16 protein-coding genes are annotated in these 19,269 nt (G+C 72.7%); 10 read left to right on the top strand and 6 right to left on the bottom strand.

Features of this window, described 5'->3' with window-relative positions; genetic code table 11:
- Positions 1-2: 2 nt before the first annotated feature.
- The 5 genes from ASG83_RS11335 to ASG83_RS11315 all read left to right on the top strand — a co-directional run.
- The coding region (locus ASG83_RS11335) for an error-prone DNA polymerase (RefSeq protein ID WP_235460192.1) at positions 3-2,703 on the top strand (2,701 nt) is incomplete at its 5' end.
- 21 nt (positions 2,704-2,724) lie between these two features.
- A complete protein-coding gene (locus tag ASG83_RS11330) occupies positions 2,725-3,432 on the top strand; it encodes a type 1 glutamine amidotransferase (RefSeq protein ID WP_055861395.1) in 708 nt (235 codons plus the stop codon).
- A 62-nt stretch (positions 3,433-3,494) separates the two neighbouring features.
- Positions 3,495-4,307 (top strand): DUF1206 domain-containing protein, encoded by an 813-nt coding sequence (locus ASG83_RS11325; RefSeq protein WP_055861392.1) that lies wholly within the window; start codon positions 3,495-3,497, stop codon positions 4,305-4,307.
- The gene (locus ASG83_RS11320; protein WP_055861389.1) at positions 4,304-5,101 is read left to right on the top strand and encodes a DUF1206 domain-containing protein; all 798 of its coding nucleotides are present in this window, start codon (positions 4,304-4,306) and stop codon (positions 5,099-5,101) included. Before ASG83_RS11325 ends, ASG83_RS11320 begins: the two co-directional genes overlap by 4 nt.
- A complete protein-coding gene (locus ASG83_RS11315) occupies positions 5,098-5,892 on the top strand; it encodes a DUF1206 domain-containing protein (RefSeq protein ID WP_055861387.1) in 795 nt (264 codons plus the stop codon). The genes ASG83_RS11320 and ASG83_RS11315 overlap by 4 nt, the downstream gene beginning before the upstream one ends.
- Before the next feature lie 9 nt (positions 5,893-5,901).
- On the opposite strand, the gene ASG83_RS11310 is transcribed toward ASG83_RS11315, so the two are convergent.
- The 4 genes from ASG83_RS11310 to ASG83_RS11295 all read right to left on the bottom strand — a co-directional run bounded on the left by ASG83_RS11310 (position 5,902) and on the right by ASG83_RS11295 (position 10,499).
- Complete coding sequence (locus ASG83_RS11310; RefSeq protein WP_055861384.1) at positions 5,902-6,975, bottom strand: alanine racemase; 1,074 nt, start codon at positions 6,973-6,975, stop codon at positions 5,902-5,904.
- A gap of 50 nt (positions 6,976-7,025) precedes the next feature.
- Positions 7,026-8,807: a DEAD/DEAH box helicase gene (locus ASG83_RS11305; protein WP_055861380.1), complete on the bottom strand. Its 1,782-nt coding sequence runs from the start codon at positions 8,805-8,807 to the stop codon at positions 7,026-7,028.
- Positions 8,808-8,818: 11 nt separating this feature from the next.
- Positions 8,819-10,126 (bottom strand): DNA polymerase IV, encoded by a 1,308-nt coding sequence (locus ASG83_RS11300; RefSeq protein WP_055861378.1) that lies wholly within the window; start codon positions 10,124-10,126, stop codon positions 8,819-8,821.
- A gap of 103 nt (positions 10,127-10,229) precedes the next feature.
- Positions 10,230-10,499: a GlsB/YeaQ/YmgE family stress response membrane protein gene (locus tag ASG83_RS11295; RefSeq protein ID WP_055861376.1), complete on the bottom strand. Its 270-nt coding sequence runs from the start codon at positions 10,497-10,499 to the stop codon at positions 10,230-10,232.
- Between the two features lie 212 nt (positions 10,500-10,711).
- Between ASG83_RS11295 and ASG83_RS11290 the strand changes: the two genes are divergently transcribed.
- Positions 10,712-11,488 carry an SGNH/GDSL hydrolase family protein gene (locus tag ASG83_RS11290; RefSeq protein ID WP_055861373.1) on the top strand — a complete coding sequence of 259 codons (777 nt, stop codon included), beginning with the start codon at positions 10,712-10,714 and terminating at the stop codon, positions 11,486-11,488.
- On the opposite strand, the gene ASG83_RS11285 is transcribed toward ASG83_RS11290, so the two are convergent.
- Both ASG83_RS11285 and ASG83_RS11280 read right to left on the bottom strand, forming a co-directional pair.
- Positions 11,489-12,718 carry a D-alanyl-D-alanine carboxypeptidase family protein gene (locus ASG83_RS11285; RefSeq protein ID WP_055861371.1) on the bottom strand — a complete coding sequence of 410 codons (1,230 nt, stop codon included), beginning with the start codon at positions 12,716-12,718 and terminating at the stop codon, positions 11,489-11,491.
- A gap of 35 nt (positions 12,719-12,753) precedes the next feature.
- Positions 12,754-13,779 (bottom strand): LacI family DNA-binding transcriptional regulator, encoded by a 1,026-nt coding sequence (locus tag ASG83_RS11280; RefSeq protein WP_055861369.1) that lies wholly within the window; start codon positions 13,777-13,779, stop codon positions 12,754-12,756.
- Positions 13,780-13,960: 181 nt separating this feature from the next.
- Here ASG83_RS11280 and ASG83_RS11275 point away from each other — a divergent pair, with 181 nt between their 5' ends.
- The 4 genes from ASG83_RS11275 (at position 13,961) to ASG83_RS11260 (ending at position 19,255) form a co-directional block, all read left to right on the top strand.
- Positions 13,961-16,012 carry a beta-galactosidase gene (locus tag ASG83_RS11275; RefSeq protein WP_082599216.1) on the top strand — a complete coding sequence of 684 codons (2,052 nt, stop codon included), beginning with the start codon at positions 13,961-13,963 and terminating at the stop codon, positions 16,010-16,012.
- A complete protein-coding gene (locus ASG83_RS11270; RefSeq protein ID WP_235451463.1) occupies positions 16,009-16,902 on the top strand; it encodes a carbohydrate ABC transporter permease in 894 nt (297 codons plus the stop codon). Before ASG83_RS11275 ends, ASG83_RS11270 begins: the two co-directional genes overlap by 4 nt.
- Complete coding sequence (locus tag ASG83_RS11265; protein ID WP_082599215.1) at positions 16,899-17,825, top strand: carbohydrate ABC transporter permease; 927 nt, start codon at positions 16,899-16,901, stop codon at positions 17,823-17,825. Before ASG83_RS11270 ends, ASG83_RS11265 begins: the two co-directional genes overlap by 4 nt.
- A gap of 98 nt (positions 17,826-17,923) precedes the next feature.
- On the top strand, positions 17,924-19,255 hold the full coding sequence (locus ASG83_RS11260; protein WP_055861366.1) for an ABC transporter substrate-binding protein: 1,332 nt from the start codon (positions 17,924-17,926) through the stop codon (positions 19,253-19,255).
- The last annotated feature ends 14 nt before the right edge of the window (positions 19,256-19,269 follow it).

Below are 19,269 nucleotides of genomic sequence, written 5' to 3'. Positions count from 1 at the left end.
NNCCGCGATCGAGGCCTGCCCGTCGTGGCGACCGGCGGCGTGCACTACGCGACGCCCGCCCGGCATCCCCTCGCCACCGCGTTCGCCGCGCTGCGGGCGCGGCGCAGCCTCGACGACATGGAGGGGTGGCTGCCGCACGCCGGCACCGCGCACCTGCGCAGCGGCGCCGAGATGGCCGAGCGCTTCGCCCGCCACCCGGGCGCCGTGGCGCGCAGCGTCGAGCTCGCCGACGCGCTCGGGTTCCCGCTGCGGCAGGCGAAGCCGCAGCTGCCGAAGCAGGAGGTGCCGCCCGGCCACACGCCCATGAGCTGGCTGCGCGAGCTCGTCTGGGCGGCCGTGCCGCGCAAGTACCCCGACGTCAGCGACGCCGACCGCGCGCGCATCGGCCGCGAGCTCGACGTCATCGAGCAGAAGGGGTTCCCCGGCTACTTCCTCATCGTCCACGACATCGTCCAGTTCGCCCGAGGCCGCGGCATCCTCTGCCAGGGGCGCGGCTCGGCGGCGAACTCGGCCGTCTGCTACCTGCTCGACATCACCGCGGTCGACTCGATCGGCTACAAGCTGCCGTTCGAGCGGTTCCTCTCGGCGCTGCGCGACGAGGAGCCCGACATCGACGTCGACTTCGACTCCGACCGGCGCGAGGAGGTCATCCAGTACGTCTACGAGCGCTACGGCCGGCGCAACGCCGCCCAGGTCGCGAACGTCATCTCGTACCGGCCGAAGAACGCCGTGCGCGACATGGCGCGCGCGCTCGGGCACTCCGTGGGGCAGCAGGACGCGTGGAGCAAGCAGGTGGAGCGCTGGGGCGCCGTGCTCTCGAGCGACGACCACGACATCCCCGAGCCCGTCGTCGCGCTCGCCCAGCAGGTGCTCACCTACCCGCGGCACCTCGGCATCCACTCGGGCGGCATGGTGCTCACCGATCGACCCGTCGGCGAGATCGTGCCGATCGAGCACGCGCGCATGGAGGGTCGCACGGTGCTGCAGTGGGACAAGGACGACTGCGCCTGGATGGGCCTCGTCAAGTTCGACCTGCTCGGCCTCGGCATGCTCGCGGCCCTGCAGTACGCCTTCGACCTCATCGACGACCACCTCGGCGACCGGTGGGAGCTCGCGACCCTGCCGAAGGAGGAGCAGGCGACCTACGACATGCTGTGCCGCGCCGACTCGATCGGCGTCTTCCAGGTCGAGAGCCGGGCGCAGATGAGCCTCCTGCCGCGCCTGCAGCCGCGCCGCTTCTACGACCTCGTCGTGCAGATCGCGCTCGTGCGCCCCGGGCCCATCCAGGGCGGCGCCGTGCACCCCTTCGTGCGCCGCAAGCTCGGGGAGGAGCCGATCACCTACGACCATCCGAAGCTCGTCGAGCCGCTCGAGCGCACCCTCGGCGTGCCCGTCTTCCAGGAGCAGCTCATGCAGATCGCCATGGCGGTCGGCGGCTGCACGGGCGACGACGCCGACCTGCTGCGCCGCGCGATGGGCAGCAAGCGCGGCCTCGAGCGCATCGAGTCGCTGCGCGAGACCCTCTACGCGGGCATGGCGGGCAACGGCATCAGCGGGCGCCTCGCCGACGAGATCTACGGCCGCATCCAGGCCTTCGCGAACTTCGGCTTCGCCGAGAGCCACTCCATCAGCTTCGGCCTGCTCGTCTACGCGAGCTCGTGGCTCAAGCTGCACTACCCCGGCGTCTTCCTCGCCGCGCTCCTGCGCGCGCAGCCGATGGGCTTCTACTCCCCCGCCTCGCTCGCCGCCGACGCCGAGCGGCACGGCGTCGAGGTGCGCACGCCCTGCATCCTGCGCTCGGGCGTCGAGGCGGGGCTCGAGCGCGTCGACCTCGTGGTCGACGACGCCGTCGCCGCGATCGGGGCGGATGCCCGCCGCGCGACCCCGACGGGGCTCGCCTCCTGCACCTGCCGCATCCAGCCCCCCGTGCCCGAGTTCCGCCCCGACTCCACCGACGGCGACCTCGCCGACTGCGCCCGGCACCGCCGCGACGCCGACCTCGCCGTGCGGCAGGGGCTCGCGGCCGTGTCGGGCATCGGCCGCCCCACCGCCGAGCGCATCATCGCCGAGCGCGAGCGAGGCGGCCCGTACCGCGATCTCACCGAGCTCGCGTACCGCACGGGCCTGACGGGGGCGCAGCTCGAGGCGCTCGCGACGGCCGGCGCCTTCGACGTGCTCGGCCTCTCACGCCGGGCCGCGCTGTGGGCGGCGGGAGCAGCCGCGCAGGCCAGGCCCGAGTACCTGCCCGGCACGGTCGTCGCCGTGCAGCCGCCGCTGTTCAGCGACCTCGACGACGCCGAGACGATGGTGGCGAACCTCGTCTCGACGGGCATCGCCCCCGGCGACCACCCCGTGCGGTACGCGCGCCCGGCCCTCGCGCGCCGCGGCGTGCTCGCCGCGATCGACCTCCGGACCACCGAGCCGGGGCGCCGCGTCGAGATCGCCGGGGTCGTCACCCACCGCCAGCGCCCCGCGACCGCGAGCGGCATCACCTTCCTCAACATCGAGGACGAGACGGGGCTCGTCAACGTCGTCTGCTCGGTCGGGCTCTGGAGCCGCTACCGCCGCGTGGTGCGGGAGAGCCGCGCCCTCATCGTCCGCGGCACGCTCGAGCGCTCGCGCGAGGGCGTCATCGCGATCGTCGCCGACCGGGTCGAGACCCTTCCGCTGAGAGCCAGCCTCGCGAGCCGCGACTTCCGATGATCGGGCCTCTACGGTGGGGGGATGACCTGGCTCGTGCTGCAGCAGATGTCCTTCGAGGGTCCGGCGCTCATCGGCGTGGTCGCGGCGGCCCGCGGACTCGAGCTCCGCGTCGTCCGCACCGACTCCGGCGAGCCCGTCCCGAGCCCTGACGCCGTCGAGGCGTACGAGGGTGTCATCGTCCTCGGGGGCGCGATGGGCGCGCTCGACGACGACGCGCATCCCGCCCTGATCGCCGAGCGCGCGCTCGTCGCCGCCGCCATCGAGCGGGGCGTGCCCGTGCTCGGCATGTGCCTCGGCGCGCAGATCATCGCCGTCGCCGCGGGCGCCCAGCTGAGCCGCGGCGACGAGAGCGAGGACGGTCTGGGAACGGTCGAGCTCACCGACGCCGGGCTCGACGACCCCGTGATCGGCCCCGCCGGGCCGACCGTGCCGGTCTTCCACTGGCACGAGGACACCATCACCCTGCCCGAAGGGGCCGTGCTCCTCGCGAGCAACGAGAACTACCCCCACCAGGCCTTCCGGCTCGGACGCACCGTCTACGGGTTCCAGTTCCACCTCGAGATGGGCCCGGATCAGCTCGCGGGCATCGCCGACGAGCTGCCCGCGCACGCCGACCGCGACCCCGAGCGGGCGCGGGCCGTCGAACGGGTCGGGCGCGGGGTCTTCGATCGCTACTTCGCCCTCGTCGAGGCCGAGCGCACGGGCGCTGCGGCCGGCGGGTCGGCCTAGCTCCTGAGCCGGATCACGGCAACCCCGCTCCGCGAATCCCTTTCGCCCTCTAGCCTGGGCCCATGACCTCTCGCACCGAGGGCGGAGTCGTGCGCCCGCACGGCGTCGCCATCCCCACCCGGACGTACCGCGTCGTCACCCGGACCGGTCTCGCCGTGAACGGCGTCCTGCACGTCCTGCTCGGCGTCATCGCGCTGTCGATCCCCATCGCCGTGCTCATCACGCCCGACTCCGAGCGGGTGGGGGCCCTGCGCGCCGTCGCCGCCAACCCGGGAGGAGCCGTGCTGTTCTGGGTCATCGCGATCGGCTACGTGATCCTGGGCGCGTGGATGCTCGCCGCTCCGTTCCTCGAGCGCCACCGCGACCTGCCGCCCCGTGACCGCGCCGTCAGGATCGGCCGCGGCGTCGCGTACCTCCTCCTCGGCGTCAGCAGCGGGAGCATCGCCGCCACCGGACGCAGCAACCCGCAGGAGGAACCCGGTGCGCTGGCGGCCTCGGTCGTGCAGCTTCCGCTCGGCCCCGTCGTGCTGATCATCATCGCCCTGCTGACCCTGACCGTCGCCACGTACTTCGGCCTCAAGGGATGGCGGCGCGGCTTCCTCGACGACATCCGCCTCCCCGCGAAGTCCTCCGGCCGCCGCCCGATGCTCCTCGCGGGGCGCGTCGCCTACCTCGGCAAGGCCGTCGCGCTGGGCGTCCTGGGCGTCCTGACCCTCGGTGCCGCGTTCGTCCCGGCCGGCCCGGCCGGGGTCGACGGGCTTCTCGCCGCCCTCGCGCTCTCCCCCGCGGGCCCCCTCCTCCTCGCCGTCGTGGGGCTCGGACTCATCGCCCACGGCTTCTACACCGCGGCGCGCGCACGACTGGCCCGGCTGTGAGGGCCCGCGCCGTCCGCGAGGTGCGCGGCAGCCGGCCGTTCCAGCTGGCCGCTCGCGCGGGATTCGCCACGAACGGGCTCCTGCACGTGCTCATGGGCTTCCTCGCCCTCGGGGTCGCCACGGGCGCCGGCACGGGAGGTCGCGACGCCGACCCCTCCGGTGCGCTCACCGCGATCGCGGCGACACCCGGGGGGATCATCCTCATCTGGGTGCTCGCGGCCGGCCTCGTCGCGCTCGCCCTGTGGCTGCTCGTCGAGGGCCTCCTGCTGCTGATCCCCACGGGCGAGATCGGCGACGGCCTCATCACCGCACTGAAGGGCGTCGTGTACGCCGCCCTCGCCGCATCGGCCGTCACGATCGCGATGGGCGGCCGCTCCGACTCCACGGAGGACGCGCGCGAGCTGAGCGCCGTCCTCATCGCGACCCCCGGCGGCGTCTTCGTCCTCGCGCTGCTGGGCCTCGTCATCGTCGGCATCGGCGTGTACTTCGTCGTGAAGGGTCTGCGCCGCCGCTTCCGTCGCGATCTGCGCGTGCCGTCGGGCACGACCGGTCGCACGGTCGTCGCCCTCGGCGTCATCGGGTACGTCGCCAAGGGCGTGGCTCTCGTCTCCCTCGGCATCCTCGCCGTCGTCGCCGCGGTCACGACCGACCCGAGCGAGGTCACCGGACTCGACGGCGCCCTGCGCGCGCTCACCGAGCTCCCCTTCGGCGTCATCCTCCTGAGCCTCGTGGGGCTCGGCCTCGTCGCCTACGGCGTCTACTGCGCGGCGCGCGCACGCTGGGCGCGCCTATGAACGGATCCGCGACCGTGCAGAACGTGCACGGGAGTCGGATCTTCACCCTCCTCGCCCGCTCGGGCTGGGTCGTGACGGGGCTGCTCCACGTCATCATCGGCGCGCTCGCGATCGCGGTGGCCTTCGGCGATCGACGCGTCCTGCCGGATGAGGTCGGCGCCTTCGAGACGATCGCCGCGGCACCGCTCGGCGACGTCCTGCTGGTCGCGGTCATCGTGAGCCTCGTCGGTCTGGGGGTCTGGATGATCGCCGACGCGTTCCTCAATCGCGGCCCCATGCACCGCTGGACCTCGGGGCTCGCGAGCGCCGCGCAGGGGCTGGTGTATCTCGCCCTCGCGATCCCGCCCGGCGTCCTCCTGTTCGGCGGCGACCTCATGTCGGGCCGCAGCGCACGCGCGCTCAGCGCCGCCCTCCTCGACTCGACCACGGGCGCCGTGGTGCTCATCCTGATCGGTGCCGGCATCGCCATCGGCGGCGGCTACTTCGTGGTGAAGGGCGTGCGGCGCCGGTTCTCGTGGGAGCTCCGGCCGATGTCGCGGCGACGCGGCCGCGCCGTGCGCGCGCTCGGCGCGGTCGGCTACGTGGCCCGCGGCATCGCCTTCCTCCTGCTCGCCGGGCTCATCATCGTCGAGGCGATCGAGGTCGATCCGACGGACGTCACGGGGCTCGCCGGCGCTCTGGGAGCCCTCCGGCGCGGATTCCTCGGCCCGTTCTGGCTCGCGTCCATCGGCGCCGGACTCATCATCTACGGCGTCTACAGCATCGCGCGCGCCCGACTCGCGACGATCTGAGCCGCCGGCCTACGCGTTCGCCCCGCGCGCCGCGACGGCCCAGACCCCGGCCTCCGCTTCCGCGGTCTCCACGACGAGCTCGTCGGCGAGGGCGACGGCCATGCACACGTGGTTCGGGGCGATGCTCAGCCGGGAGCCGAGGTCAGGAGCCTCGACGCCGTCCGGCAGCGCGATCGTCGCGTGATGCTCCGAGAGGGCGACGATGCGCGCCTCCGGCAGGGCGGGCACGCGCCCGAAGCCCGTCGTCCACCCCGGGCGGTCGGCTCCGAGCGTCTTGCTGCCGGCATCGACGACGACGACGCCCGGCCGACGGCTCACGACGGTGGCCCGGGCCTGCAGCGCGATGGCCCCCGGTTCGCACGACCCGAGCTCCCACTGCTGGGCGTCGCCGAGCGCGTAGACGCCCGGTCGCAGCTCGGTCAGCACGCCGCGATCGGCCGCGCGGGCGCTCGGCGTCGATCCCCCGCTCACGACGGGGCACGGGATGCCCGCGGCCGCGAGCGCGTCGCGCGCCCTCGCGAGCGCCCCGGCCTCGTCGCGCGCCGCGAGGCCGCCCGCGCCGACCCCGTAGGCGTGCCCGGGGAAGGTGAACACCCCGTCGACCGCGAGTCCGGCGTCGAGCGCCGCGGCGGCGACCTCCGCGGCGCGCTCGGGCGCGAGACCAGAGCGGTGGTGACCGCTGTCCACCTCGACCGCGATCGCGAGCGGGGGCGCGTCGGGGCGGCCGGCGCGCACGGCGTCGGCGAGCATCCGCACGCCCTCGACGGAGTCGGCGCCGACGCGCACGCGCGCCGCTGCTGCGAGCGCGCGGAGGCGGTGGGCGCGGGACCCCTCGGCCCAGACGGGATACGCGATGAACAGGTCGGCGAACCCGGCCGCGGCGAAGATCTCGGCTTCGGCGACCGTCGCCACGGTGAGCCCGACGGCGCCGTGCGCGAGCTGGCGGCGCGCGATCTCGAGCGTCTTGTGCGTCTTCGCGTGCGGGCGCAGCGCGACGCCGACGGCGCGGGCGTGCGCGGCCATCTCAGCGAGGTTCGCCTCGAGCACGTCGGCGTCGATCACGAGGTAGGGGGTGTCGCGCATGGCACCATCCTGCCGCGCGAGGCGCCGACGCGACGGCGCGGGGCCCGCCGTCAGCCCCCTGCGGCCATCTGACGGCGGAGGAAGTCGATCCGCGACTGCAGCTGCGCGACGCTCGCCTGGCCGACCGCGGGCCCGCCGCACACGCGGCGCAGCTCGGCGTGGACGTGCCCGTGGGGCTGCCCGGTGAGCTTCGCGCGGAGGCCGACGAGGCTGTTGAGGAGCGTGCGCTGCTCCTTGAGGGTGCGGTAGAGCGGCGCCGGCTGGCGCTCCGACGGCGGACGCTCGGCGACGCGGCGCATCTGCCGCTGGTAGCGCGAGCGCAGCAGCTCGTGCACCTGGTCGGGCTCGAGGATGCCAGGCAGGCCGAGGAAGTCGAGCTCCTCGAGGCTGCCGACCTCGGCCTGCTGGCCGAACTCGACCCCCTCGTAGAGCACCTTGTCGAACTGGGCGTGCGACTCGAGCGCCGCGAACGCGTACGTCTCGGTGAGCGCGTCGCTCGCGCTCTCGCCCGTCTCGGCCTCGCGCATGAGGTCGTCGGCGAGCAGCTCGTCGCCGGTGCCCTCGCGGTCGAGGGCGTGGTCGCGCTCGCGCTCGAGCTCGTTCGCGAGGCCCATGATGGGCGGCACGCTCGGGATGAAGATCGACGCCGTCTCGCCGCGTCGCCGGGCGCGCACGAAGCGGCCGATCGCCTGCGCGAAGAACAGCGGCGTCGACGAGCTGGTCGCGTAGACGCCGACCGCGAGGCGCGGCACGTCGACGCCCTCCGAGACCATGCGCACCGCGACGAGCCAGCGGCCGTCGCCGTCGGCGTACTGCTGGATCCGCTCGCTCGCGCCCTTGTCGTCGGAGAGGACGACCGTCGGGGCCTCCCCGGTGATCCGGTGCAGCAGCGCGGCGTAGGCTCGCGCGGCCGTCTGGTCGGTCGCGATGACGAGGCCCCCGGCGTCGGGGACGGCGTGGCGCACCTCGGTGAGCCGGCGGTCCGCCGCCGACAGCACCCCGGGCATCCACTGCCCCTCGGGGTCGAGGGCGGTGCGCCACGCCTGCGCGGTGACGTCCTGCGTGTCGCCCTGCCCGAGGTGGGCCTCCATCTCGTCGCCCGTGGTGGTGCGCCAGCGCACCTTCCCCGCGTAGGCCATGAAGAGCACGGGGCGCACGACGCCGTCGGCGAGAGCCCGCCCGTAGCCGTAGGAGTAGTCGGTCTGCGAGACGCGGATGCCCTGCTCGTCGGGCACGTACGACACGAACGGGATCGGCGCGGTATCGGAGCGGAACGGCGTGCCGGTGAGCGACAGCCGCCGCGCGGCGCCCTCGTAGGCCTCGCGGATGGCGTCGCCCCAGCTGAGCGCGTCACCGCCGTGGTGCACCTCGTCGAGGATCACGAGGGTCGAGGCGGTCTCGGTGAGCGTGCGGTGCAGGTAGGGCTTCGCGGCGACCTGCGCGTACGTCACGGCGATGCCGTGGAACGAGCGCGGGATGACCCGCTGACTGTTCCGGAACGCCGGGTCGAGCCGGATGCCCACGCGGTGCGCCGCGTCGGCCCACTGCCGCTTGAGGTGCTCGGTCGGTGCGACGACGATGACGCGATCGACGCTGCGGCGCGCGAGCAGCTCGGTCGCGAGGCGCAGGGCGAAGGTGGTCTTCCCGGCGCCGGGCGTCGCGGCGGCGAGGAAGTCGCGGGGCTCGCGCTCGAAGTAGCGGTCGAGGGCCTCGGCCTGCCAGGCGCGCAGGCGGCTCGCGGTGCCGCGAGCGGCCCGCTCGGGGAAGGACGGGGAGAGATGCTCGGCCGCGAAGGTGCCCACGTGGGGGGCGGTGCGGTCGGGGGTGCTCACTCGACCCGATGCTAGTCGAGGCCGCCGACATCGTCGGTCGACGGGGCCGCGCCGTCGGTCGAGGAGTCCGTCCCGTGGGTCGAGAGCGCCGACCGCCGCCGCCGCTCCCCCGGCGCGAGCAGGGATGCGCGCTGGATCGCCCCGCGGCCGAACCGCTCGGCGACCGCGTCGAGCGTCGTCTCCGTCTCGCGCCACGGCTCGTCGTCGTCCCAGAGGCCGCGCGCCACCGACCCCGCGGGGAGCAGGTTCTCGGCCCTGACCCCGATGAGGCGGATGCCCGTGCCCGCCGGCCGCGCCTCCCCCAGCAGCGCCCGCGCCTCGCGCGAGAGCCGCTCGGCCACGTCGCTCGGCTCGGCGAGCGTGCGCGAGCGCGTGATCGTGCGGAAGTCGCCGAAGCGGATCTTCACCGCGACCGTGCGCGCGACCCAGCCGCCGCGCCGCAGCCGCTCGGCGACGCGCGTCGACAGGCGCAGCAGCTCGCGATCGAGCGCGTCCGCGTCGCTCACGTCGCGCTCGAAGGTGACCTCGTGCCCGATCGACTTCTCGTCGCGCCCGGGCGTCACGGCGCGCGGGTCTCGACCCCAGGCGAGCTCGTGCAGCCGCGCGGCGCCCGCCTCGCCGATGACGGCGCGCAGGGAGTCGAGCGGCGTCGCGGCGAGGTCGCCGATCGTGCGCAGCCCGAGTCGGGCGAGCCGCTCCTCCGTCGAGGCGCCGACGCCCCACAGCGCGGTGATCGGCTGGGGGTGGAGGAAGGCGATCGTGTCGGCCTCGGGGACGACGAGCAGGCCGTCGGGCTTGGCCTGGCTGGAGGCGAGCTTGGCGACGAACTTGGTGGCAGCGGCCCCGACCGAGGCGGTGAGGCCCGTCTCGCTCCGGATGCGCTCGCGCAGAGCGGTCGCGATCGCGAACGGCGGCCCGAACAGCGGAACGGCCCCGCGCACGTCGAGGAACGCCTCGTCGATCGAGAGCGGCTCGACGAGGGGGGTGGCGTCGCCGAGGATCCGCATGACCTCGCGAGAGAAGTGCTGGTAGCGGTCGTAGTGGGGCTCGAGCACGATCGCGTTCGGGCAGCGGCGCAGCGCGAGGGCCATGGGCATCGCGGAGTTCACGCCGTAGCGCCGGGCCTCGTAGGTCGCGGCCGTGACGACCGATCGCGCCCCGCGTTGGCCGACGATGACGGGCCTCCCTCGCAGCTCGGGCCGCTCGAGCAGCTCGACCGAGGCGAAGAACGCGTCCATGTCCAGATGCAGGATGCTCGCGCTCGTGTCGGCGGTCGGCGCGGCCGTGACCTGCCGCCCGCTGCCGTCCTGCTTGCTCACGCGGACATCCTGGCATCGACCGCCGACGACCGACGACCGCCGGACACGCGAACGGGGGCGGACCGCCGAAGCGATCCGCCCCCGTGGGCGGTACTGGTCGCGATTACGCGCGACGGCCCTTGCGGCCGACGATCGCGCCGTAGATCAGGAGCACGATGATGGCGCCGGCGATGGCGAGCAGCCACGTGCTGAGGTCGAAGAACTCCTCGAGGCCGGTGCCGAAGAGCACGCTGCCGAGCCATCCGCCGAGGAGTGCGCCGAGGACGCCGAGGACGAGGGTCATCAGCCAGCCGACGTTCTGCTTGCCCGGGAGGATCAGCTTCGCGATGGCGCCGGCGATGAGCCCGAGGAGGAGGAAAGCGAGGAAACCCATGGGATTGCCCTTTCGTTGTGGCTGAGAGCCAGGTGCCTCTCAGCCTTCGTTCGAACGACTCGGTGGAATCGCTCGGCGAACAGTCAAGCACACCCCCCGTGCGGGGGCCACGAAGCTTACAGATTCCTCCCAGCTAGCCCTGGCGAGGCCGGACGCACCCGGTTCGGCACCCGGAACTGCGCGGGAGCGGCCCCGTCTGTCACGATGGGAGCATGTCTCAGCTGCACCCCTGGTCGCGGTACGTCGCGATCGGCGACTCGTTCACCGAGGGCATCGGAGACCCCGAGCCCGACTCCCCCGGCGGTCACCGCGGGTGGGCCGACCGCGTGGCCGAGAAGCTCGCCGAGCGCACCGACGACTTCGCCTACGCCAACCTCGCCGTCCGCGGCCGTCTGCTCCAGCAGATCGCCGACGAGCAGATCGAGCCGGCCCTCGCGCTGCGGCCCGACCTCATCTCGATCTCCGCGGGCGGCAACGACATCATCCGGCCCGGCACCGATCCGGACGAGGTCGCCGCGCGCTTCGAGCGGGCGATCGTGCGCCTGCGCTCGGATGGCGCCACGGTGGTCATGTTCAACGGACCCGACATCGGCATGACGCCCGTTCTGCGGCGCGTGCGCGGCAAGGTCGCGATCTACAACGAGAACCTGCGGTACGTCGCGGCGACGCACGACGCGATCGTGGTCGACATGTGGGCGCTGCGCGAGCTGCAGGACTCGCGGATGTGGCACCCCGACCGGCTGCACTTCTCCGCCCTCGGCCACCACACGATCGCCCGGGCCACGCTCGACGCGCTCGGCGTCGCCCACGACCTCGAGCCGATGAGGCCCGAGCCGCTCCCGGTGCGCACGTGGCGGCAGGCCCGCACGGAGGACATGGGCTGGGCGCGCGAGTACCTCGTGCCGTGGGTCGTGCGGCGCATCCGCCACCAGTCCTCCGGCGACCGCATCACCGCCAAGCGGCCCGACGCGCTGCCGCCGCGCCGCTGATCACTCCGCGAGGATGCCCCACTCGCGCAGCGGCCGCATCAGCCGCCACCAGGGGTCGGGGCCCGCGATCCGTCCGCTCCACTCGAGCGGGACATCCACCTGCTCGTCGCCGAGCTGCACGATCATGAGCGGATCGGACGGCGCCGCGCCGCCCGGCGGCAGCGACGGGATCGGCACGAACGACTGGCTCGACGCCCCGCCCCAGACCAGCTCGCGCGCGTCTTCGGCGATGCGCAGCTCGGCCTCGTCGCCCCACGGCGCGCGCCAGCGCGCGACGACCTCGCCTGCGGTGCCGAGCGAGACCGTGCGGTAGTCGTCGACGACGCTCGTCAGCAGGGCGCGCGAGTCGGCGGCGGCCCGGGCGTGCACCTCGGCGTCGAGCACGACGCCCACCACCTCCACGGTCCCGCCGTCGACCTCGGCGCGCCCCGAGAACAGCAGGCACGCGCCGGCCTCCTCCGTCGTCCCGGTCTTGAGGCCGGTCACGCCGTCGAGCCCGAGCGCGGTGTTGCGGTTCTCGAAGGCGCCGACGCCGGGCACGTCGATCCGCTGGAGCCCGGCCGAGTCGGCGATGACGGGATTCGCGACGGCGAGCCGGGCGAGGTCGAGCAGCGCGCGGGGGGTCGCGGCGCTCTGCGGCGAGAAGCCGGTGGCGTCGGCGACCTGGAGGCCGTCGAGACCCGCGCGGTCGATCCACGCGCGAGCCGCCTCGACGTAGGCGTCGACCGAACCGAACGCCCAGATCGCGAGGGTGTCCGCGTAGTTGTTGGCCGACCAGACGAGCATGAGGTCGATGAGCTGGCGCTGCGTCAGCTGCAGTCCCTCGCGCGCCGGCGCGACCGAGCCGTTGCGCGCGGTGTACTCCTCGTCGAGCGCGCCCGCGGCGGCGTCGAGGGTGATCGTCGGTCCCTTCTCCCCCGCGGCGAGGGGCTTCGCGTCGAGCACGACGAGCGCCGTGACGACCTTCGTGATCGAGGCGATCGGCCGCGGCGTGTCGAGGTCGGTCCCGGCGTAGACCTCCCCGCGCTCCTCGAGCGGTCCGACGGCGCTCGCCCCGTATCCGGGCAGGGCGACGGTCTCGACCGGGGTCGCGACGCTCGCCCGCGCGATGGCCTCGCCCGTCACGGCGGGCACGGGCGTCATGAGCGCGACGGTCGAGTACAGCCCGGCGCCCGTCGCAAGAGCGCCGGCGGTGATCCCGGCGACGAGGGCGAGGGGACGGCGGCGCATACGCCCAGTCTACGAAGCGGCGACGGATGCTCGGCTCAGGCCGAGGCGCGCCAGATGACCTCGGTGTCGAGAACGACTCCCCCATCGCCGCTCGTGCCTCCCGAGCGGATCTGCTCGAGCACGAGCTCGGCCGCGCGGGCTCCGAGCGATGCGGCGGGCTGCCGGACGGTCGACAGCAGCGGCTGGCTGCGCAGCGCCCAGGCCGAGTCGTCGAAGCCGACGACGCCGACGTCCTCCGGCACTCGGCGCCCGCGGGCGCGCAGGACGTCGATCGCCCCTGCGGCGACCGCGTCCGACGCCGCGAAGACGCCGTCCACGGCCGGGTCGCGCTCGAGGAGCTCGGTCATGCCCGCGACGCCGGCGTCGAAGGTGTAGAAGGGCTGTCGCGAGACGAGATCGGCGTCGTAGTGCTCGCCCAGGGCATCCCGGAAGCCGGCGAGGCGATCGCGGCCGGAGTCGCGGTCGAGGCCGGCGGCGATCATGCCGACGCGTCGGCGGCCGGTCGCGGCGAGCCGCTCGGAGATCTGCTGCGCGGCGCCGCGGTTGTCGATGCCGACCCAGGCGAGCCGAGGCTGGTTGTCGGGTCGGCCGATCATGACGGCCGGAAGGCGCAGCTCGGCGATCGCGCGCGAGATCGGGTCGCCCTCGCGCGCGGAGACGATGATGGCGCCGTCGACGAAGCCGCCGCCGAGGTAGCCGCTCACGCGCTCGGAGTCGCGGTCGGTCTCGATCACGAGCGTGACGAGCTGGTAGTCGGCGGCCGAGAGGGCGCTGTTGGTGCCGAGGAGGATGTTGCCGATGTTGGGGTCGTCGACGAAGACCGAGTGCGGCTCGTGCACGATGAGCGCGATGGCTCCGGAGGACTGCCTGGCGAGGTTCCGCGCGGCGGTGTTCCGCACGTAGCCGACCTTCGCGATGGCCGCCTCGATCGCCTGGCGCGCGGCCTCCGAGACGTACGGCTCGCCGTTGAGAACGCGCGAGACGGTGCCGCGCGAGACACCCGCTTCGGCCGCGACGTCGAAGATCGTGGCGCGTTTGGGGCGCGACGGCGGCGGGGTCATTTCGCCAGTGTAACCACGCGCGACACGCCGGAACGCGCGGTGCATCGTTGACACTCCGACGCCGGGGTGCCTATTCTGTGCACGCTCCCAGAAATCCTCCGAGCGATCGTCACGGGCCACTCTGTGCACGCTCCCAGATTCCTCGAGCGACAACGATGTTGACGATGGAACAGGACGGTCCGTGAGCCTCACCCCCGTACTCCCCCGCACGGCCCCGGCCGCTCTCGTGCCCGGCTGGCCGACGCGGTCGATCGTGCTGGGGTGCGACTACAACCCCGAGCAGTGGGGTCGCGAGGTCTGGCGCGAGGATGTTCGGCTCATGACCGAGCTCGGCATCGACCTCGTCGCGATCAACATCTTCGGGTGGGCGCACCTCGAGCCTCGCGACGGCGAGTTCGACTTCGGCGGGCTCGACGAGATCATCGGCCTCCTGCACGAGGCGGGCATCCGCATCAATCTGGGCACGGGCACCGCCTCGCCGCCGCCGTGGCTGACGCGCCTGCACCCCGAGATCCTGCCGCGCGACAGGAGCGGCGTCATCGCCTACCCCGGTGGTCGCCAGGCCTGGTGCCCGAGCTCGCCCGTGTACCGCGAGCGGTCGCTCGCTCTCGTCGAGCGCGTCGCCACCCGCTACGGGCAGCACCCCGCGATCGCCCTGTGGCACGTGAGCAACGAGCTCGGCTGCCACAACGCGCACTGCTACTGCGACGTCTCGGCGGCCGCGTTCCGTCGCTGGCTCGAGGCCCGCTACGGCACGATCGAGGCGCTCAACACCGCGTGGGGCACCGCCTTCTGGAGCCAGCGCTACAGCGAGTGGGCCGACATCCTGCCCCCGCGCACGACGCTCTCGGCCGGCAACCCGGCGCAGCTGCTCGACTTCCAGCGCTTCTCCTCCGACGAGCAGCTCGCGCAGTACCGAGCTGAGGCCGCTGTCATCCGCCGCGCGTCGTCGGCGCCCGTCACGACGAACCTCATGGTGACCGACCACATCTCGGCGCTCGACTACTGGAGCTGGACCGCCGACCTCGACCTCGTCGCCAACGACCACTACCTCGACCACCGCCTCGCCGACCCGCTCGCCGAGCTCGCCTTCAGCGCCGATCTCACGCGCGGCCTCGCCGGCGGTGCGCCGTGGATGCTCATGGAGACCTCGACGAGCGCCGTCAGCTGGCAGCCGGTCAACCACGCCAAGCGCGAGGGCGAGCTCGCACGCACCGCGCTCGGCCATGTCGCGCGCGGCGCCGACTCGGTGTGCTTCTTCCAATGGCGCGCTTCGCAGCGCGGCGCCGAGAAGTTCCACTCCGCGCTCCTCCCCCACGCCGGCGCGACCGGCCCGGCCTGGCAGCAGAGCGTCGAGCTCTCAGCGCTGCTCGACCGCCTCGAGCCCGTCGTCGGCACGCGCGTCGAGGCGCGCGCCGCCATGGTCGTCGGGTTCGACGCCCGCTGGGCCGCCGAGGTCGACACGCATCCCAGCCAGCTGCTGCGCTATCTGCCCGAGGCGCGCCGGTATCACGCGGCGCTGCGCTCGCTCGGCGTCACGGTCGACATGGTCCGCCCCGGCGATGCGCTCGAGGGCTACGACCTCGTCGTCGTCCCCACTCTCTACGCGGCATCGGATGCCGCTGCCGACGCGATCGCTCGGGCCGCGTCGAGCGGCGCGACGGTTCTCGTCACTCCCTTCACCGGCATCGCCGATGACGAGGCCGCGATCCGCCTCGGCGGCTACCCGGGAGCCTTCCGCGAGCTGCTCGGCCTCGTCATCGACGAGCTGCGCCCTCTCGCCGCCGATGAGACCGTCACGCTCGAGAGCGGCGCGACGGGCACCATCTGGAGCGAGGCGCTGCGCGCCGAGCGCGCCGAGGTGCTCGATCGGTTCGCGACCGGCCCCGCGGCCGGGTCTGCCGCGCTCACGCGCGCCGTGCACGGCGCGGGCGCCGCGTGGTACGTCGCGACGGCACTCGAGGCCGACCCGCTGCGCGACCTCATGCGGCGGCTGTGCGCCGAGGCGGGCATCCCCACGATCGAGGTCGGAGACGATGTCGACATCGTCGTGCGCTCTGCCGCCGACCGCAGCATCATGATCGTCATCAACCACCGCGACGAGCCGCTCGCACTCACGGGCCTCGCGCTCGCGGGTGTCGACCTCGTCTCGGGCAGCGAAGTCGCCCCCGGGTCGACCGTCGTCCCCGCCGGCGGGGTCATCGCCGTGCTCACCGAGAGGAGCGAATCGTGACCGACACAGCCGTGCGGAAGTCGCGCGGAATCCGCCATCGCGGAGCCCTCGCGGTCTTCCTCGTTCCGTTCGGGGCGCTCTTCGCCCTGTTCTACGTCATCCCCATCGGGTACGCCGTCTACCAGTCGCTGCTCGTCGTCGAGCGCGACGGCACCTTCGGCCCCGCCGTGCAGGTCTTCGGCGGCCTGACGCAGTACATCGCCGTGTTCGAGAACGAGGCGTTCTGGTCGTCGATCGGCCGCGTGCTGCTCTTCGGCGTCGTGCAGGTGCCGATCATGCTCGGAGTGGCGCTGATCCTCGCGCTGCTGCTCGACTCGCCGCTCGTGCGCGGATCGAAGTTCTTCCGACTCGCCTTCTTCGCGCCGTACGCCGTGCCGAGCGTCATCGCCGCGATCATGTGGGGCTTCCTGTACTCGCCCAACCTCTCGCCCTTCACGGGAGTGACGCAGACCGTCGACTTCCTCTCGGCCGAATCGGTGCTCTGGTCGATCGCGAACGTCGTCACGTGGGTCTACGTGGGCTACAACATGCTCATCATCTACTCGGCGCTCCTGGCGATCCCGAGCGAGATCTACGAGGCCGCGCGCCTCGACGGGGCGAGCCAGTTCCGCATCGCGTGGTCGATCAAGATTCCCCTCGTCGTACCGGCACTCGTGCTCACGGGCATCTTCTCGATCATCGGCACCCTGCAGCTGCTCGCCGAGCCGCAGGTGTTCCAGTCGTTCAGCTCGGCCGTGACGAGCACGTTCACCCCGAACCTCACCATCTACTCCACGGCATCGATCCCGAACATCAGCCTCGCCGCCGCGATGAGCGTCGTGCTCGCACTCGCGACGTTCGTGCTCTCGTTCACGGTGCTCAAGCTCACGCAGCGGAGGACGGCAGCATGACCGCGACCACAGCATCCCCTCGATCGGCGAAGGCCGTGACGCCGCGCCGCGCGCGCGGGTCGGGCTCGAGCCAGCACAGCGGCATCCGCGAGAGCGCCGTCTCGCGCACGATCGCCATGGCCGTCATGGTCGTCGCGACGCTGTACTTCCTCACGCCGATCTGGTGGCTCTTCGTCGCCTCGAGCAAGACGCGCACCGACTTCACGACGACCGCGCCGCTGTGGTTCGCCGACTTCGCGCTCTTCGAGAACATCGCGGCGCTCTTCGACTACCGCAACGCGGTGTTCCTGCGCTGGCTCGCCAACAGCGCGCTCTACGCGGGCATCGGCGCCCTCATCGCGACGATCATCGCGGCGATGGCCGGCTACGCGATCGCGAAGTACACCTTCCGCGGTCGCGAGACGCTCTTCAACGTCATCCTCGGCGGCGTGCTCGTGCCCGCCACGGCGCTCGCGCTCCCGCTCTTCCTGCTCTTCAGCCAGGTCGGCGCGACGAACACGATCTGGGCGGTCTTCCTGCCGAGCCTCGTGAGCCCCTTCGGCGTCTACCTCTCGCGCATCTACGCCGCGGCGAGCGTGCCCGACGAGATCATCGAGGCGGCGCGCATCGACGGCGCGGGCGAGGTGCGCACGTTCTTCACGGTCGCCACGCGCCTCATGGCGCCGGCGCTCGTGACGATCTTCCTGTTCCAGTTCGTCGCGATCTGGAACAACTTCTTCCTGCCGCTCATCATGCTGCGCGACGAGAGCCTCTTCCCCGTCACGCTCGGCCTGTACGTCTGGAACACGCAGGTGAGCCAGATCCCCGACATCCGCGCGCTCGTCATCATCGGCTCGCTCCTGTCGATCATCCCGCTCATCCTCACGTTCCTCGGCCTGCAGCGCTTCTGGCAGTCGGGGCTCGCGAACGGCGGCCTCAAGTAGGGCCCTCCCCCGAACTCCCGTCCCCCCTGAGGCCGGGCGCACGAAACCGCACGACCCGAACGACCCGCACCACAACCACCAAGAGAAAGGAACATCGCATGGCGATCTCCACCGTCGCCCGCGTCGGAGCCATGGCGGCTCTCACGGCGCTGGCACTCACTGCCTGCTCGACCGGAGGCAGCGAAGCCCCCGGCGCCGCCGGAGGCGACTGCGCTCCCTCCGACGGCCCCGTCACCCTGACCTTCACGAGCTGGCTCCCCGGCGTCGAGGAGGCCGTGGCCATCTGGAACGAGGAGAACCCCGACATCCAGGTCGAGGTCCAGACCGGACCGAACGGCAACGGCGGCACGTACCAGAACTTCTTCAACCAGCTCGAGGCCGGCAACGCCCCCGACCTGGGCCAGATCGAGTTCGACGCGATGCCCAACTTCCGCGTGCAGGACGGCCTCGAGAACATCGCGGCCTGCGAGGGAATCCTCGAGGCCGAGGACCAGTTCGTGCCGTGGACCTGGAGCCAGGTCACCTTCGGCGAGGAGGACGCGGTCTACGCGATCCCGCAGGACACCGGCCCCATGGCCATGTTCTACCGCGCCGACCTCTTCGAGGCCGCTGGCATCCCGGTGCCGACCACGTGGGAGGAGTACCAGGCCGCTGCCGCGCAGATCCGCGAGCAGGGCGGGTACATCAACAACTTCTCGCAGAGCGACATCAACGCCTTCGCCGGTCTCGTCTGGCAGGCCGGTGGCGAGTGGTTCGCCAACGACGGCGAGCAGTGGGAGGTCAACCTCACCGGTGAGGAGACCACTCGCGTCGCCGAGTACTGGCAGGGTCTGATCGACGAGGACCTCGTCGCCGTCTACCCGCCGTGGACCGATGAGTGGAACGCCGCCTACAACTCGAGCGAGATCTGGACCTGGGTCTCGGCCGTCTGGGGCGCCAACACGATCGCGAGCGGCGCGCCTGACACCGCCGGCAACTGGGCTGTCGCGCCGATGCCGCAGTGGGAGGCCGGCGAGTCGGCCGCGGGCAACTGGGGCGGTTCGACCACGGCCGTGCTGAAGGGCTCGGACCACCCGTACGAGGCCGCTCAGTTCGCGCTCTGGCTCAACACCGACGCTGACGCGCTCACCGCGATGAACAAGACCGCCAACATCTACCCCGCGACGATCGAGGGCGCCGACCTGCCCGTCTTCGGCGAGGGCGTCGAGTTCTACGGCGGACAGAAGATCTACGAGGTGTTCGCCGAGGCCGGCAACAACGTCGACCCCGACTTCACGTGGGGCCCGACGATGACGCAGGTCTACAACGACGTCGCCGACGGCTTCTCCGGTGCGGTCTCGGGCAGCGGTACGCTCCTCGAAGCCCTGCAGTCGGGCCAGTCGTCCACGATCGATGCTCTCAAGGCAGCAGCGATCCCGGTCAAGGAGTAACCATCTCCCTGCAC

This window comes from Yonghaparkia sp. Soil809, assembly GCF_001429705.1.
In the GTDB taxonomy this organism is placed as follows: Bacteria; Actinomycetota; Actinomycetes; order Actinomycetales; family Microbacteriaceae; genus Microcella.
Note: the sequence above shows the minus strand (reverse complement) of the source record. Positions and strands in the feature narration are given on the sequence as shown.